General features: G+C 69.5%; 17 protein-coding genes. 7 read left to right on the top strand and 10 right to left on the bottom strand.

Annotation, left to right across the window (positions count from 1 at the left end):
- Positions 1-48: 48 nt before the first annotated feature.
- The 4 genes from AB0I53_RS41265 to AB0I53_RS41250 form a co-directional block, all read right to left on the bottom strand.
- Positions 49-414: an RNA-binding S4 domain-containing protein gene (locus AB0I53_RS41265; protein ID WP_358614555.1), complete on the bottom strand. Its 366-nt coding sequence runs from the start codon at positions 412-414 to the stop codon at positions 49-51.
- A 66-nt stretch (positions 415-480) separates the two neighbouring features.
- A complete protein-coding gene (locus tag AB0I53_RS41260; RefSeq protein WP_358614553.1) occupies positions 481-942 on the bottom strand; it encodes a hypothetical protein in 462 nt (153 codons plus the stop codon).
- Between the two features lie 200 nt (positions 943-1,142).
- Complete coding sequence (locus tag AB0I53_RS41255) at positions 1,143-1,526, bottom strand: DUF397 domain-containing protein (protein ID WP_358614551.1); 384 nt, start codon at positions 1,524-1,526, stop codon at positions 1,143-1,145.
- On the bottom strand, positions 1,523-2,485 hold the full coding sequence (locus tag AB0I53_RS41250) for a helix-turn-helix transcriptional regulator (protein ID WP_358614549.1): 963 nt from the start codon (positions 2,483-2,485) through the stop codon (positions 1,523-1,525). The genes AB0I53_RS41255 and AB0I53_RS41250 overlap by 4 nt, the downstream gene beginning before the upstream one ends.
- Positions 2,486-2,592: 107 nt before the next feature.
- On the opposite strand from AB0I53_RS41250, the gene AB0I53_RS41245 reads away from it, so the two are divergent.
- Both AB0I53_RS41245 and AB0I53_RS41240 read left to right on the top strand, forming a co-directional pair.
- Entirely contained in the window at positions 2,593-3,096 is a 504-nt protein-coding gene (locus AB0I53_RS41245) for a hypothetical protein (RefSeq protein WP_358614547.1), read from the top strand.
- 157 nt (positions 3,097-3,253) lie between these two features.
- The gene (locus AB0I53_RS41240; protein ID WP_358614545.1) at positions 3,254-4,177 is read left to right on the top strand and encodes a DUF5996 family protein; all 924 of its coding nucleotides are present in this window, start codon (positions 3,254-3,256) and stop codon (positions 4,175-4,177) included.
- Here AB0I53_RS41240 and AB0I53_RS41235 read toward each other — a convergent pair whose 3' ends face one another.
- From AB0I53_RS41235 to AB0I53_RS41225, 3 genes are all read right to left on the bottom strand, one after another.
- A complete protein-coding gene (locus AB0I53_RS41235) occupies positions 4,178-5,995 on the bottom strand; it encodes a glycoside hydrolase family 15 protein (RefSeq protein ID WP_358614543.1) in 1,818 nt (605 codons plus the stop codon).
- A 146-nt stretch (positions 5,996-6,141) separates the two neighbouring features.
- Positions 6,142-6,963 (bottom strand): bifunctional allantoicase/(S)-ureidoglycine aminohydrolase, encoded by an 822-nt coding sequence (locus AB0I53_RS41230; protein ID WP_358614541.1) that lies wholly within the window; start codon positions 6,961-6,963, stop codon positions 6,142-6,144.
- A 200-nt stretch (positions 6,964-7,163) separates the two neighbouring features.
- A complete protein-coding gene (locus AB0I53_RS41225) occupies positions 7,164-7,667 on the bottom strand; it encodes a helix-turn-helix domain-containing protein (protein ID WP_358614539.1) in 504 nt (167 codons plus the stop codon).
- A 91-nt stretch (positions 7,668-7,758) separates the two neighbouring features.
- Here AB0I53_RS41225 and AB0I53_RS41220 point away from each other — a divergent pair, with 91 nt between their 5' ends.
- Positions 7,759-8,547, top strand: a complete 789-nt coding sequence (locus AB0I53_RS41220) for a crotonase/enoyl-CoA hydratase family protein (protein WP_358614537.1) — start codon at positions 7,759-7,761, stop codon at positions 8,545-8,547.
- 41 nt (positions 8,548-8,588) lie between these two features.
- Positions 8,589-10,655, top strand: coding sequence for a 3-hydroxyacyl-CoA dehydrogenase NAD-binding domain-containing protein (locus AB0I53_RS41215; protein WP_358614535.1), 2,067 nt, complete (start codon positions 8,589-8,591; stop codon positions 10,653-10,655).
- A 54-nt stretch (positions 10,656-10,709) separates the two neighbouring features.
- On the opposite strand, the gene AB0I53_RS41210 is transcribed toward AB0I53_RS41215, so the two are convergent.
- Positions 10,710-11,600: an oxidoreductase gene (locus AB0I53_RS41210; protein ID WP_358614533.1), complete on the bottom strand. Its 891-nt coding sequence runs from the start codon at positions 11,598-11,600 to the stop codon at positions 10,710-10,712.
- Positions 11,601-11,681: 81 nt separating this feature from the next.
- Here AB0I53_RS41210 and AB0I53_RS41205 point away from each other — a divergent pair, with 81 nt between their 5' ends.
- On the top strand, positions 11,682-12,272 hold the full coding sequence (locus AB0I53_RS41205) for a TetR/AcrR family transcriptional regulator (RefSeq protein WP_358614531.1): 591 nt from the start codon (positions 11,682-11,684) through the stop codon (positions 12,270-12,272).
- 20 nt (positions 12,273-12,292) lie between these two features.
- Positions 12,293-13,210 carry an LLM class flavin-dependent oxidoreductase gene (locus AB0I53_RS41200; RefSeq protein WP_358614529.1) on the top strand — a complete coding sequence of 306 codons (918 nt, stop codon included), beginning with the start codon at positions 12,293-12,295 and terminating at the stop codon, positions 13,208-13,210.
- Positions 13,211-13,220: 10 nt separating this feature from the next.
- Here AB0I53_RS41200 and AB0I53_RS41195 read toward each other — a convergent pair whose 3' ends face one another.
- Entirely contained in the window at positions 13,221-13,742 is a 522-nt protein-coding gene (locus AB0I53_RS41195) for a DinB family protein (RefSeq protein ID WP_358614527.1), read from the bottom strand.
- A gap of 76 nt (positions 13,743-13,818) precedes the next feature.
- Positions 13,819-14,565, bottom strand: coding sequence for a DUF427 domain-containing protein (locus tag AB0I53_RS41190; protein WP_358614525.1), 747 nt, complete (start codon positions 14,563-14,565; stop codon positions 13,819-13,821).
- A 337-nt stretch (positions 14,566-14,902) separates the two neighbouring features.
- Here AB0I53_RS41190 and AB0I53_RS41185 point away from each other — a divergent pair, with 337 nt between their 5' ends.
- On the top strand, positions 14,903-15,859 hold the full coding sequence (locus tag AB0I53_RS41185) for a DivIVA domain-containing protein (protein WP_358614523.1): 957 nt from the start codon (positions 14,903-14,905) through the stop codon (positions 15,857-15,859).
- The last annotated feature ends 110 nt before the right edge of the window (positions 15,860-15,969 follow it).

Genomic DNA, 15,969 nt, shown 5'->3' with positions numbered 1-15,969 from the left:
GTTTTGTGCTGCTATGGCAGCACAAAACACGCACGGGCCAGAGCCTGCTCAGGCGCCCCGCTCGCGGAACTTGTCGATCATCCGGCGGTCTCGCTTGGTCGGCCGCCCGGCACCGCGCTCGCGGCGGGCCACCGGCACCGAGACCTCCGGCGGCGGAGCCGGTGTCCGGTCGATGTAGCAGGTGGAGGCATCGGCCGCGCCGACGCGCCGCTGGATCACCCGAACCACCTCGACGATCCGGGTCCGGTCGCCGACGCGAGCTCGAACCTCGTCGCCGGGGCAAACGGTGGTGGCGGGCTTGGCGGGGCGGTCGTTGACGCGAACGTGCCCGCCGCGGCAAGCGGCGGCGGCGTCCGGGCGGGTCTTGGTCAGCCGGACGGCCCAGAGCCAGCGGTCGATACGGGTGGACTCCACAACACCACATGATGTCACGACAACCTGGCGCGATCCGTCGACCGGCCATCTGGTCGAGGCACCCGGCTACTGACAGGTGTACTCGGCGCTCGCGCTGACCTGCTCGGCGTTCGGGTCGTACCTGACCTTGATCAGGTACTCGTTGCTGCGGTCCACCGAGACGTAGACCATCTCCGCGATCTCGGGAGTGCTCCTGTCGTGGTCGAGCCAGTTGGAGCGATCGCGCCAGAGGGCCTCGACGGCGTCGAGGTACTGGCGCGCCTGCTCGGGGCGGACGTTCGTGGCCTCAGTCGTGGCTCTGGCCCTGGTAGTCCCGTAGAAGGTCTTGCCGTCGTCGTCCGTCCCCTCGCAATGGAGGTCGGCACCTGCCGATGTGCTTGCGAATTGCAAGGTGGTGGAACCGGCGGACTGGGTCGCCTGGAGGTCGGCTTTCACCCGGTCCAGTGGCGCGGGCCCGTCGGGCCCACAGCCTGCGATGAAGCAACCAACGGCGACGGCCATCGCCGCGAACCCTCGTCGACCCAGCACGTTATCTCCTCGGTGACCGGTGAAAGCGGTGTTCCCGATACTGAGACGTTCGGCAGGCCAGAAGGTTGATCGGTGCGAACGGGGATCACCGAAGACATTCGGCTGCTCGATCGCGCCCTGTGGCATCTGCTGCCCGGTAACGGGGCCGTGAGCCTTCTGGACCGCCACGGCAACCCAGAAGCCTCACGGCCCCGAGCAGGTCAGGCCGCTGGCCGGACGGAGCGCGGAAGTTCGAACTCCCCGGCACGGACCCCGGCCACGAAGGCGTCCCACTCCGCGGGGGTGTAGCTCAGGGTTAACGAGCGCGCGGGCAGCGGCTGGAAATCGGCTCCGCCGTCGGCGTGCTGCACGATGCGGATGGCGCGGTTGGTACCGCTGGGAACCAGCCCGGCGACCTCGGCGAGCACCGTTGGCCACTCGCGGCCGAGCACGTCGATGACGGGACCTTCGCCGCGGCCCTTCGAATCCCGCACGTGCACCAGGCCATCTGCGAAACGGATCTCGACGCAGGCTTGCGATGGGTTGCTGAACGAACTCTTGAACCATTCGGTAGTCGACTTCGGGGACGAGGCAGCGGTGTTCATGACTTCTCCATCTCCTTGCGGACCTGATGGATCATCTCAAGCGAAGCATCGAGATCCAGGGCTCGTTCGGCCGCTTCGTCGAAGCTGGCGCTGAGCTCGCGAACCACGTGCGGCTTGTCGATCAGCGATCCGGTGGTCACCGACTCCTGCCAGACCATGTCGGGCAGCCACCGTGAATCGAACGACAGCAAGACGAGTCCGCCTCCGATGATCGGATGCGCTCCAGCCGTATAAGGCATGACGTGGATCTTGAGGTGGTCGCGGCGTTCTTCGCTGAGCTTCGCCAGACGTGCGAGCTGGTTGGCCATGACCTCGCGACTGCCGACTTCTTGCCGGAGGGCGGTTTGGCCGATGATGACCGTGCATGCGAGCGGGTCGGCACCTTCGAGACGCATTTGCCTGGCGAGTCGGGATTCGACGCGGGGACCAACGTCAACCGGCTTGATGTAAGGCGAACCGCCGCGAACCATGGCACGCGCGTAGTCGGCGGTCTGCAATGGACCGGGAATCGTTTCTGGTGCGTACTCGCGCGTCGCAGTCGCGCCAGCCTCAAGGCCCAAGAAGCGCAGGAAGTCTTCCGAGTACATGCGCGCGTAGTCGTCCCACCAGCCGCGCTGTTCGGCTTGGGCGCGCAGCTCTTCGAGTTCCGCGCGCTCGTCGTCGGAGAGCTCGTAGACGCGGGCGAGTTCGTCGAGCTTGGTCGCGGTGAGCTTGCGCTTGGCGATCTCGATCGACGACATGTTGTTGCCGCCGATGCCGGTCTGCTTGCCCACCGCCGCGGCCGTGAGCCCGAGCTGTTCGCGACGTTCGCGCAGCCGCATTCCCAGCTCAAGAGCCCGAACGGTGCTCGAAGCAGGTGGTTGTCCCATCGGTGCAGTTCTCCTGTGGTCGGGGGTGGTCGGCAGATCGTCGATCTCAGTATCACAAGCGGCGACGTGCACCCGATCGATCGATGTCACGCTGAGTGCTCTCACGATAACTTGAGTGTACTCACGATGTTATTGAGATCTAGTGAGGTTCTTTCATTTTCGGTCGGATTCAGATCCGCTTCACCTGAGGAGGGGCAATGCAGGAGTCGCGCACGATGCCGTGGGCCTGGATATCGGACGGCGGCGAGGCCCGGTACGTCCAGTACCGCCGGGGCGTCGTCCCGGAATGGTGTCGGTTCTCCCACATCGTCTGTCGCACAAGGGAATCGCTCATCATCTCGTGGTGCTCGCAGGCCTTCGAGTTCGACGAAGTCGAGGAGTGCTCGCAACCGGACGGGCCGAATCCCGGCCTGGCCCGAGCTGTCAGGCAGTGCACGGACTGCATCGTGTCCGCTGCATTCGGAAGTGCTGATGGGCAAGGCGAATCCGACGCCTCGGTGACCGGCGGAATCCCGGTGCGAATCGATACTCCGGGGCAGATGGTGTTGGCGATGCGCCTGCTCCAGGGTGACCTCGCCGGCGAAGCGGAGCAGATCGCCCTCGGTGCTGTCGATACCGGAAGCCTCGGGTGCCTGGCTGCCGAAACGGAGCGGTTCGCCCGTGCGCTCCGCCGGTTCGGGTGGCTCGCCGCGCAGCGCTAGCCGTGCGATCGCGCCCTGCCGGGCAGTGGCGTCGTCACGTTGGTTGGGCGCGATTTCGCGGGGAACGCTTGCTTTCTGGTCGTCGAATGGTCCGCAGCGCGGCGGGGCTGTGGGAAATGCACACTGGGGCCGTCGGGACGGCTTGCTGGGGGCGGCTATGGCGGGTTTTGGGGATTCTGCGGGCGATTGGCCTTCGCTGCGCGTGTCCGAGTGGGTCGATACGCGCGACACGTTGCACATGTGGATGCAGGTCGTCGGGAAGGTCCGGTTGGCCTTGGCGCCCATGGTCAACCACTGGTGGCAGGTTCCGCTCTACCTCTCCGCTCGCGGGCTCACCACCTCGCTGATGCCGCACGGCCGGCGTTCGCTCGACATCGAGTTCGACTTCTGCGAACACGTGCTGCACATCCGGTCCAGCAGCGGGGACGCGCGGCGGATCCGCTTGGCGCCGAAGCCGGTCGCCGAGTTCTACCGGGAGACCATGGCAGCGCTCCGCGAGCTCGAACTGCCGGTTTCCATCTGGACCATGCCGCGGGAGATCGAGCACGCCATTCCGTTCGAGGAGGACACCGAACACTCCTCCTACGACCCGGAGCACGCGCACCTGTTCTGGCAGCAGCTGCTCGCCGCCCACCGGGTGCTGACCGAGTTCCGGTCGCGGTTCGTGGGGAAGGTCAGCCCGGTGCACTTCTTCTGGGGCGCGATGGACCTGGCGGTCACCCGGTTCTCCGGCCGGACCGCGCCGGAACATCCGGGCGGCGCCCCCAACTGCGCGGACTGGGTGATGGTCGAGGGCTACTCCCACGAGCTCAGCAGCTGCGGCTTCTGGCCGGGCGGGTCCGGCGAGGGCACCTTCTACTCGTACGCGTACCCCGAGCCCGCCGGGTACGTCCAGCACCCGGTCCGCCCGGCCGACGCCTCCTACAGCCCCGAGGTCGGCGAGTTCCTGCTGCCCTACGAAGCCGTGCGCACCGCGGCCGACCCGGACGCGACGCTGCTGGAGTTCCTGCAGACCACCTACGAGGCCGCCGCCGACAACGCCGCCTGGGACCGGCACCGGCTGGAAGGCGCTCCGGCCTGATCAGCCGAGCGCCCGGTCGAGGTTGAACGCCGCGCTGATCAGCGCGAGGTGGGTGAAGGCCTGCGGGAAGTTGCCCAGCTGCTCGCCGGTGTGGCCGATCTCCTCGGCGTAGAGGCCCAGGTGGTTGGCGTAGGTGAGCATCTTCTCGAACGCCAGCCGGGCCTCTTCGAGGCGGCCCGCCCGGGTCAGCGCTTCGACGTACCAGAACGAGCAGATCGAGAACGTGCCCTCGGTGCCCGGCAGGCCGTCCGGGCTGGCCAGCGGGTCGTAGCGGTAGACCAGCGAGTCCGACACCAGGTGCTCGCCCAGTGCGTCGAGCGTGGACAGCCATTTCGGGTCCGTCGGGGAGACGAACTTGGCCAGCGGCATCATCAGCACCGCCGCGTCGAGCACGTCGTCTTCCTCGTGCTGGACGAACGCGCGCCGCTTGTCCGACCAGCCGCGCTTCATGATCTGCCGGTAGATCGTGTCGCGGGACCGCCGCCATCGCGGGATGTCGGCGGGCAGGCCCCGGTGGTTGGCCAGCCGCATGGCGCGTTCGATCGCCACCCAGCACATCAGCCGCGAGTACAGGTAGTTCTTGCGGCCGCCGCGGGTTTCCCAGACGCCCTCGTCGGGGCGATCCCAGTTGTCGCAGAGCCAGTCCACCACGTCGACCACCTCGTCCCAGCGGTCGCTGGAGATCGGCTCGCCCCACTTGTCGTAGAGGTAGATCGAGTCGATCAGCGCCCCGTAGATGTCCAGCTGGAACTGGCCGACGGCGGCGTTGCCGACGCGCACCGGGGCGGAGCCCTGGTAGCCGCTGAGGTGGTGGAGTTCGCGTTCGGGCAGTTCGCTGCGCCCGTCGATGCCGTACATGATCTGCAACGGGCCGGACGAATCGCAGCGGCGGAGGTCGACGTGCTCGGACAGGAACCCCATGAACGCCTCGGCCTCCGCGGTGAACCCCAGCCGCAGCAGGGCGTACACGCAGAACGCGGCGTCCCTGATCCACACGTAGCGGTAGTCCCAGTTCCGCGCGCCGCCGATGCTCTCGGGCAGGCTCGTCGTCGGCGCGGCCACGATCGCGCCGGTCGGCGCGTAGGTGAGCAGCTTCAGCGTCAGCGCGGAGCGTTGCACCATCTCCCGCCACCGGCCCCGGTAGCGGGACGCCGACAGCCAGTTCCGCCAGAACCGCACCGTGGCGGCGAATTCGTGCTCGGCTTCGGCCAGCGGGCACGCCCGCGGCGCCACGTCGCCGCCGAGGCGGTCGAGGGCGAACACCGCGACCTCGCCCTCGTGCAGCTTGAACACCGACCACGCGTCCGATCCGTCGGGCTCGACCGGCACGCTGGCGGTCAACGCCAGGGACAGCGATTCCGACTCGAAGATCGCCTGGCAGCCTTCGATGCGCAGGGTGTGCGGCCGCGTCGCGTAGTCGAACCGCGGCGCCACCCGCGCGCGGAACGGCAGCGAGCCCCGTACGCACACCACCCGGCGGATCAGCCGGTGCCGGCCGGCCTCGCGCGAGTCGTCCACGATCGGCATGAAGTCCTGGATCTCGCCGACGCCGTCCTCGGCGAAGAACCGGGTGATCAGCACGTTGGTGTCCGGGAAGTAGAACTGCTTGGTCCGCGCGGGCACGTCGGCGGCGAGTTCGAACGAGCCGCCCCGCTCGGCGTCGAGGACGGCGGCGAAGACGCTCGGCCCGTCGAAGCGGCCGCAGCAGTACCAGTCGATCGTGCCGTTGGTGCCCACCAGCGCCACGCTGCGCAGGTCGCCGATCAACCCGTGGTCGGCGATGGGCAGGTATCCCGAAGGCGGCTGGTTCGACGTCACGGGCGCCTCCCGTGCTGCATGCCCCGCGCCTGCGCGCCGGGCCCGACACCCTCGTTCTACTCCTGCGCCCGGGCGGAGACCAGTGCGAACGAGCGTGGCCCGGCGGAATCCGCCGGGCCACCGCTACGCCATGCCTGCGACCGACGTCAGGTCAGCTTGATCTGCCGGTTGACGTCCTTGTAGAGCAGGTAGCGGAACTTGCCCGGGCCGCCCGCGTAGCAGGCCTGCGGGCAGAAGGCGCGCAGCCACATGAAGTCGCCGCCCTCGACCTCGACCCAGTCGTCGTTGAGGCGGTACACCGCCTTGCCCTCGAGGACGTAGAGGCCGTGCTCCATCACGTGCGTCTCGGCGAACGGGATCACGGCGCCGGGCTCGAACGTCACGATGTTGACGTGCATGTCGTGCGCCATGTCGTTCGGGTCGACGAACCGGGTGGTGGCCCAGGCGCCGTTGGTGTCGGGCATCGGCGTCGGCTCGATGTCCTGCTCCTGCACGGCGAACGCCTTGGGCGTCGGGTAGCCCGCCACCGGTTCGTAGGCCTTGCGCACCCACTGGAAGGTCGCCACGGCGTCGGACTCGTTGGCCACCGACCAGCTGCCACCCGCCGGGAGGTAGGCGTACCCGCCCTCGGTGAGGACGTGCTTCTCGCCCTCGATGACGACGTTCAGCGTGCCGGTGAGCAGGAACAGCACCGACTCGACGCCGCTCTCCGGCTCGGGCTCGGTGCTGCCGCCGTCGGGCGAGACCTCGACGATGTACTGCGCGAACGTGGTGGCGAACCCGGCGATCGGCTTGGCGAGGATCCACGCGCGGGTGTTGATCCACCCGGGCAGGTTGCTGGTGACGATGTCCTGCAGCACGCCACGAGGGATGACGGTGTACGCCTCCTTCACCACGGCCCGGTCGGTCAGCAGCGTGCTCTGCGACGGCAGGCCGCCCTCAGGGGCGTAGTACGTCGGCTCGCTCAAGTTGCAACTCCTGTCTTGATCGACGTTCACACGCTGTCGTGCAGTGCCTTGCCGGGTGCGCCGCTGGCGCCAGCGATGTGTGACGTGGACAGCGTAAGGCCCGAAACCGGTCCGGACAGCTGCCCGAGGTCTACGTATACATCACATCCGGACGCCGCTGAACCGCGCTGAATCGGTTTGGCGGGGAAGTTGCGGGACGGTCACTCCGGCCGCTTGCCGAAGCGCGCCCGGACGTCTTCGCGGTCGGCGAGCCGGGCGGGGAACCCGGGGCCGAGCTCCTTGGTGACCGAACCGGCCGTCAGCGGTTGCGCGCAGTGCTCGCAGACGACGACGCCGTGGGTCGCCTGCCCGCAGGTGTGGCGGGTGATCACCGGCGGCCCGGACTCGTCGGCCAGCCAGCGGTCGCCCCAGGCCATGATGGCCGCGAGCACCGGGTAGAAGTCCTCGCCCTTGTCGGTGAGGACGTATTCGTACCGGTCGGGCCGCTGCTGGTAGCGCACGCGGTCCAGCAGGCCCTCTTCGACCAGCCGCTGCAGCCGGGCGTTGAGTGTGTTGCGGGCCAGGCCGAGGGATTCCTGGAAGTCGTCGAACCGCCGGATCCCCGCGAACGCCTCGCGCAGCACGAGCGGGGTCCACCAGTCGCCGATGAGGTCCATGGTCCGGGCGATGGAGCAGGGCCAGTTCGCCAGCGAGGTCCGCTTCATGTCACCGATCGTAGTGGGTTGTTCTACTAGACGGACGTTGCTACGTTGCCCATCAGTTGTTCTATAGGACTGACTCCGAGCGGAGGGCCGGATGAGCGCGGAAACCAAGCCCGGCGAGGTCACGATGCGGATCGATGGTCGGGTCGCGATCATCACCGTGGCCAACGAGGCCAAGAAGAACTCCTACACGCCGGAGATGATGGAGCAGCTGAGCGCGCACCTCACGGCGTTCGACGACGATGACGAACTCTGGGTGGCGGTGTTCTGCTCGGCGGGCGAGCACACCACGGCCGGGCTGGACATGCCGAAGTTCTTCGGGCCGAAGGCCACGGCGAAGCCGCGCCGGGAGGACCATGTCGACCCGTTCGGGCTCGGCCGCCGGTGCCGGAAACCGGTCGTCGCGGCGGTGCAGGGCATCACCTACACCGTCGGGATCGAGCTGATGCTGGCCGCGGACATCGTGGTCGCCGCCGACACCGCCCGGTTCGGGCAGATCGAGGCCAAGCGCGGCATCGCGCCGCTGGGCGGCGCGCACTTCCGGTACCTGACCAGGACCGGCTGGGGCAATGCGATGTACCACCTGTTCCTGTGCGAGGAGTTCGACGCGCAGCGCGCCCTGCAGATCGGGTTCGTGCAGGAGGTCGTGCCGTTCGGCGAGCACATCGACCGCGCGATCGAGCTGGCGAAGCTGATCTGCGAGAACGCGCCGCTGGGCATCCGGGCGACCAAGGAGGCGGCGCTGACTTTCGTCGATGCCGCGGAGCAGGCAGCGATCGCCGAAATCCCGCGAATTCGTGAGAAGGTGTTCGCAACCGAGGACTTCCGGGAGGGCATCCAGTCCTTCGTGGAACGGCGCGCGGCCGTCTTCCAGGGCCGTTGAGCCGAAAAGAACTACGCACAACCAGAAAGCGGGTCTGCTGCATGTCCACCGAGTACGCCCTCGACGGCCCCGTCGCGATCATCCGAATCGAGAACCCACCGGTCAACGGGCTCGGGCACGCCGTGCGCGAGGGGATCGTGCGGGATCTGCGCCGGGCCCTGGATTCCGCCGACGTCGAAGCCGTCGTGCTGACCGGCCGTCCGGGCTTCTTCTCGGCGGGCGCCGACATCACCGAGTTCGGGACGCCCAAGTCCGCGGCGGAGCCGACGCTCGTCGACGTCATCGCCGCACTGGAAGCCGCCGACAAGCCGGTCGTGGCGGCGATCGACGGCACGTGCTTCGGCGGCGGGCTGGAGCTCGCGCTGGGCGCGCACTACCGGGTCGCCACCGCCGCCAGCAAGCTCGGGCTTCCGGAGGTGACGCTCGGGCTCGTCCCCGGTGCTGGCGGCACCCAGCGGTTGCCGCGCACCGTGGGCCCGGCAGTGGCGGCGGAGATGATCACCGGCGGCAAGCCGCGCACCGCCAAGGCGCTCGCGGGAGTCGAAGGGCAGCGGTTGCTGGACCGGGTCGTGGACGGCGACGTGGTGGCGGCCGCGACGGCGTTCGCCCGCGAGATCGCCGCGGCGCGGCCGCTGCCGCGCGTCCGTGACCTCGGCGTCGGCGGAGTTGACGAGGTGAGCGCGATGCGCGAGCCGCTGCGCCGTCGCAGCCGTGGGTTCGAGGCGCCGCTGGCCGCGCTCAAACTGGTGGAGCTGTCCGGGACCGCGCCGTTCGACGAGGCGCTGGCCGAAGAACGCCGGACGTTCCTGGAGCTGATGGGCGGCCCGCAGTCCGCCGCGCTGCGGCATGCGTTCTTCGCCGAGCGCGCCGCCCGCAAGATCTCCGACGTCCCACGCGAGACGCAGCCGCGCTCCGTCGAGAAGGTGGCCGTCATCGGCGCGGGCACCATGGGCGGCGGGATCGCGATGAACTTCCTCAACGCGGGCATCCCGGTCGTCATCGTGGAAACCGGCCAGGAGGCGCTGGACCGGGGACTGGGCATCATCCGCCGGAACTACCAGGCCCAGGTGGACAAGGGGAAGCTGGCGGCGGAGGTGCTCGAACGGCGGATGGCGCTGCTGACGCCGAGCCTCGACTACGCCGACGTGTCCGACAGCGACCTCATCATCGAGGCGGTCTTCGAGGACATGGACGTCAAGCGCGAGGTGTTCACCAAGCTCGACGCGGCGGCCAAGTCCGGCGCGATCCTGGCGTCGAACACCTCGACCCTCGACGTCGACGCGATCGCCGCGGTGACCGCGAGGCCCCGGGACGTCGTCGGCATGCACTTCTTCAGCCCCGCCAACGTCATGAAGCTGCTGGAGGTCGTGCGCGGCGCCAAGACCGCCGACGACGTGCTGGTCACGGCGATGGCGGTGGGGCAGCGGGTCGGCAAGACCGCCGTGGTGTCCGGGGTGTGCGACGGCTTCATCGGCAACCGGATGCTGGCCAAGTACCGGGACGCGGCGATGGCGCTGCTACACGCCGGGGCGTCGCCGGCCGAGGTCGACGCCGCGATCGAGGGCTTCGGCTTCGCGATGGGCCCGTTCCGGATGGGCGACCTGGCGGGCAACGACATCAGCTGGGCGATCCGCAAGCGCCGCTACGCGGAGCACCCCGACGCGCCGCGCGACGAGATCTCCGACGCGTTGTGCGAGCTGGGGCGCTTCGGCCAGAAGACCGGGGCGGGTTGGTACGACTACAAGTCCGGCAGCCGGGAGGCGATCCCGAGCCCGGTCGTCGACGAGCTGCTGGCGTCGTTCCACGAGAAGCACGGCACCCAGCGCCGCACCTTCGAGGCGGAGGAGATCGTGCAGCGCCTGGTCTTCGCGCTGGTGGACGAGGGCGCGCGGATCCTCGACGAGGGCATCGCGCTGCGCGCCTCGGACATCGACGTGGTGTACCTGGCGGGCTACGGATTCCCCCGGCACCGCGGCGGCCCGATGCACTACGCGAACACCGTGGGCACGGCGAACGTGCTGGCCGCACTGCGGAAGTTCCACGACGACGGCTGGGAGCCGGCGCCGCTGCTGGTCCGGCTGGCCGACGAGTCCGCGACCTTCAGCTGACGGATAACCGGATAGGCCACTGTGGACGCATGTGTCCACAGTGGCCTATTTCGTTCAGCTCGCCTTGGTGAGGGGAAAGCCGGTTCCGGTCAGTTCCTCGGACAGCGTCCACAGCTTCTTCGCCGACGCCGAGTCGCTGGCCGCGGCCGACCGGCTCACCAGCGTCGGGCCGCCGCGCACCTCGAACAGGCCGTCCGGGCCGAGGTAGCTCGCGCCGGGGAGGTCCTGGGTCGCGGCGTAGAGCGTCGGCAGGGCGCCGGCCTTCGCGTCCTGCGCGACGATCCGGTTGCCGACGCCCATGAGCAGGCGCAACACCGGGCTCGGGGAGTGGCTCTGCAGGTTCGTGGCCGCGTAGCCGGGATGCGCGGCCAACGCCCGCACCGGCGAACCGGCCTCGCTGAGCCGCCGCTGCAGCTCCAGCACGAACAGCAGGTTGGCCAGCTTGGACTGGCCGTAAGCGCGCCGTGCGTTGTAGGCGCCGGTGAAGTTCGGGTTGTCGAAGTTGATGCCCCGGACGTACCGGTGCGCCGTGGAGGCCACGGTCACCACGCGGTCGGTGACGCGCGGGAGCAGTAGGTTCGTGAGCGCGAAGTGGCCGAGGTGGTTGGTGCCGAACTGCGTCTCGAAACCGTCCTTGGTGCGGCCCTCCGGCGGGATCATCACCCCAGCGTTGTTGATCAGCAGGTCGACGTCGCCGTCCCAGGCGTCGGCGAACTCCCGCACCGAGGCGAGGTCGGCGAGGTCGAGGCGGCGGACCTCGTGGCTGCCGGGGAGCGCGGCCGCCGCCTCCGCGCCTTTGGTGACGTCCCGGACGGCGAGCACCACATGCGCTCCGGCCTTGGCCAACGCGCGGGCCGTGTGGATGCCCAGGCCGCTGTTCGCGCCGGTGATGATCGCGGTGCGGCCGGTCAGGTCGTGGATCCGATCGATGCTCCAAGCAGGCATGCCGCCAATGTAGTCACCGACAACAAAGTTGACAATGGCAACAATGCTGCCGATGTCAACATTCACGGTAGGGTGCTGGTCATGGCTGGAGGGCGTTATCACCACGGGGACCTTCGCGCCGCGTTGCTGGACTCCGCCGCCGCCTCGCTGCGCACGCGCGGGGTCGACGCCCTGTCCCTGCGGGAACTCGCGCGGGACATCGGTGTCAGCCACGCCGCGCCGCGACGGCATTTCAAGGACAAGCGGGCGCTGCTGAACGCGCTCGCCCTGCGCGGGTTCGAGCGCCTGACCGCAGAGCTCGACGCGGCCGCGGCCACCGAGGGCCCGTTCCGCCGCAGGCTGACCGAGCTGGCCCGGTCGTACGTCCACTTCGCCGTGCACGACGCGGAACTGCTCGAGCTGATGTTCGTGCGCAAGCACGCGCCGGACGCCTCCGAAGAGCTGGTCGCGGCGGGGCACAAGCTGGGAACCTCGATGCTCGCGGTCATCGTGGACGGCCAGCGCAGCGGCGACGTGCACGCCGGCGGCACCGACGGCATCGGCCTCTCCGTGTTCGCCGGGCTGCACGGCTTCGCCAGCCTGGCGGCCAGCGGCATGGTCCCGGAAGCGAACACGGACGCCGCTCTCGACGTCCTCCTGGACGAGCTCCTGAACGGCATCGCGCCCCGCTGAACGGGCGATACGATCGGCGCATGAGGTTCGCGATCTCGATCCCGCAGTTCTTCGCAGACGGCGAGTTCGACGCCGCCGGCTTCGCCGGCTACCTGAAGCGGGTCGAGGAGCTCGGCTTCGAAAGCGCGTGGACGCAGGAGCAGGTGCTGGGCACCATGCCGCAGCTGAGCCCGATCGAGACGATGACCTTCGCGGCGGCCTGCACCGACCGGCTGCGGCTGGGTTGCGCCGTGCTGGTGACCACCCTGCACAACCCGGTGCATCTCGCCAAGAGCCTGAGCACGCTCGACCAGATGTCCCGAGGGCGGCTGGAGATCGGCGTCGGCACGGGCGGCCGGGGCCGGATGTTCGCCGCGTTCGGCGTCGACCCGGAGCGTTTCGTCGGCCGGTTCACCGAGGGCCTGGAGCTGATGAAGCAGCTGTGGACGTGGCCGCGGGTGACCTTCGACGGCCGGTTCTGGCAGCTCGAAGACGCCGCGATGGAGCCCAAGCCGTTCCAGAAACCGCATCCGCCGGTCTGGTTCGGCGGCAGCAGTCCGGCGGCGCTGCGCCGCGCGGTCCGCCACGGCAACGGTTTCTTCGGCGCCGGATCGTCGCCCACCGTTCGGTTCGCCGAACAGGTCCGGACGGTGGCGGCCGCGCTCGCCGAGCAGGGGCGGGACGCGGCCGATTTCCCGATCGCCAAGCGCGTCTACATCGCGGTCGACGACTCGCCGGAGCAGGGGCGGGCGCGGATGAACGCCGAGCTGGAGCGCCTCTACGGCCGTCGCTCCGAGACCATCGAGGCCGCCGCGGTCGCCGGAACCCCGGAGGACTGCGTGCGGGAACTGCGCGAGGTCGCGGCCGCCGGTGCGCAGCGCATCCTGCTCAACCCGATGTTCGACCACGCCGAGCAGACCGAACGCCTGGCGGCCGAGGTCCTGCCTCAGCTCCGCTGAGGCCCGTTGCTCACGACACGGCGCGCACCAGGCGGAGCTGGCCGATCTCGGCGACGTTCTTCATCAGTTCCGCGTTGACCCAGGTGATCGTGTGCGCCACGGTCATCTCGGGGTCGTTCTGCCACGGTAACGACGCGATGGCGTCGAGGTCGGCGTCGGCGAGCTCGTCCAGCGCCGCAAGCCAGTCCGCGCGGAGCCCGCGCAGCCAGTCGACGGTCGGCTGCCCGGCGCCGGGCCATTCGACCTCGGTCCGGTCGCGCGGCGTCCGGCCCTGCGCGTGGTCGATGGTCACGCTCCACCACCAGCCGATGTGCCAGGTGATCCAGCCGATGGTGGGCACCGGGATGGGATCGGGCTCGGTGTCGGCCCAGTCCGGGACCCACGCCCCGTCCTCGCCCCGGTGCATCGTCCAGCAGCAATTCGCGGGTTCCCAGAGGAAGTCCTCGGGGCTCAGCTGTTCCAGGTGGAGCTCGAACAGCGACCAGGTCAGGTCGAACTGCCAGCGCAGCAGTTCACGGCGGGATGCGGGCATGGGGCGGATCTTCGCATTCCGCCCGGCCGGGGCGGAAGCGATTTTCGCGCGACCGTCCACGGTGGACGGCTGTGCGTCAGGAGAACGGCGTGTGCGGTCGTTCCTGGAGTTCGTCGTCGATGGTGACCTCCACCCGCTCGTCGTAGAAGCAGGCGAGACCGGCGATCTTCTGGCTCTCCGGTAGCGGCGTGCGGTAGGTCCAGACGATGTCGGGGTGTTCGGTGCCGCCGACCTCCACGTTCCAGTACGTCGCGGTCCCCTTGTAGGGGCACTGGGTTCGCCGGTCCGACGGCCGCAGCAGGTCCATCCGGACGTCGGCCAGCGGGAGGTAGTAGCGCGGCGGCAGGCCGGTCTCGAACAGGATGTGCGGGCGGCGCGAGTCGGCCACCACGACGCCGCCGACCCGCACGACCACGTGCCGCGAGCCGGCCAGGACGTCGACCCGCTTGTACGGGTCGCGGGGATGGACGTAGACGGGCTCGTCCTCCTCGAACCACTCGTCCATCGCGTCCCAGTCGATCCGCACGAGGTCCGGTGCGGTGGAGGAGTCCGGGAACCGGACGGCGGCGCCCTCGGCGGCGGCTCCGTCGACCACCACGTCGTGGACGTCGCCATCGCCCAGGATGTCGACGTGGCGCGTGCCGCCGGTCGGGCGCAGCTCCGCCCGGACGTCTTCGGCCGGCAGGTAGTAGGTCGGGTAGTACGGGTGCTCCCACACGAGCATCGGGCGCCTGGTGTCCGCGACGAGCCGGCCGCCGAGGTAGGTGCGAACCCGCTTGGGCGATCGCTGGATCTTCGGCTGCTCGCCCGAGTTGTCGGTCATGGCGTCCTCCGATGTCTGCGCGTCTGCCGGTGCCTCCCATCTTGGCCCGCCCGCGCGGAGCGGGCCAGCACGCGACTGGTCCTAAGTGGACGAAGGAGTTGGGTGGCAGGGGTTGGACCGTTCGGGCGCACCCGCCGAGGCCACTGTCCGTAGTCGGCCGGGTGCATGGCGCAGCGTGCGACGAACGCCCCATTTTGGGGGCGGCCCGAAGGGTTGATCTCGCGCGCCACCTTGGGCAAGCTGTTCGCGCAGAACGGGCGGGTCGGGGGCTCGGGCGGGTTTTGACACGCCGGGCATGCGTCCGAAAGTTGGCGGCACATGCCCTGGAGGCCCGAGGATGCTCACCCCCGACGACGTGCGCAACGTTGCTTTCGCCAGGAGCTGGCGGCGCAACCGCGGCTACGACGAGCGCGAGGTCGATGAACTCCTCGAACGCGTCGAGGCGACGCTGCGCGGGAAGCGGCTGGTCACCGCGCGTGACGTGCTCACGGCGCGGTTCGGCCCGGGCAAGCCGGGGCGGGCGTACAAGAAATCGCAGGTCGCCGAGTTCCTGGATCAGATCGCGCTGACGCTGATGAAGCGCGAGGTGCGGGAGTCCGAGCGCCGCGAGAGGCAGGACAGCGGCGCGCCGAGCGAGGAGAAGACCGTGATGCGGCGGCGGGCGGCCCCGGTCGTGGAGCCGGCGCGAAACGTCGGCGATCTCGTGCAGCAGGGGAGCGTCGAGGTCCTCAACAGCCCGGCGGCGCAGCAGAACGCGCTGGACAAGGCCGAGGTGGATGCGTTCATGGACCGCGTCGAGGCCACCCTCCGCGGTGCGGACACGCTGACCGCACAGGACGTGCTGGGTGCCCGGTTCAACCCGCCCGCGCCCGGCCGGCCGGGCTACCAGGAGGCCAGCGTCTTCGCCTTCCTCGTCATGGTCTCCACGATGATCAAGAACATGACCCCGCGGCGGCGGCCCGTCCCGGCGCAGCGCATGCCGATCGCCCGCGCCTTCCCGCGCGCGTTGGTGGCCGGAACGCCCCAGCTCACCCCGGAGGCGATCGGCAGCGTGGTGCTGCACGGCTCCGCCGGCAACGAGCGCGGCTACGACGAGGCCGAAGTCGATGACTTCCTGGACCGCGTCGCCGCGACCCTCCGCGGCGCCGACACGCTGACCTCGAAGGACGTGCAATCCGTCGCGTTCCGCGCGCAGCCCGAGGCCGGCACCGGCTACGACCGGGCGGAGGTCGACTCGCTGCTGGACCTCATCGCGGAGCGCCTGGACGCCGATGCGGTGCGGCGCCGCTCGTGAGTGTTCGTTCCGGTTCTTACCGCTCTGTAAAAAAAAACGGGTGAACCCCCCGCGGCCCGGGGGGGGGGGAGGGGTGGCCGGGTTTTGGGGGGCGGGGCCCCACCCGATGT

Origin of the sequence: Saccharopolyspora sp. NPDC050389 (assembly GCF_040655595.1) — a bacterium.
Classification (GTDB): domain Bacteria; phylum Actinomycetota; class Actinomycetes; order Mycobacteriales; family Pseudonocardiaceae; genus Saccharopolyspora.
The sequence above is the reverse complement of the archived record's forward strand: the minus strand, read 5'-3'. Positions and strand labels throughout refer to the sequence as shown.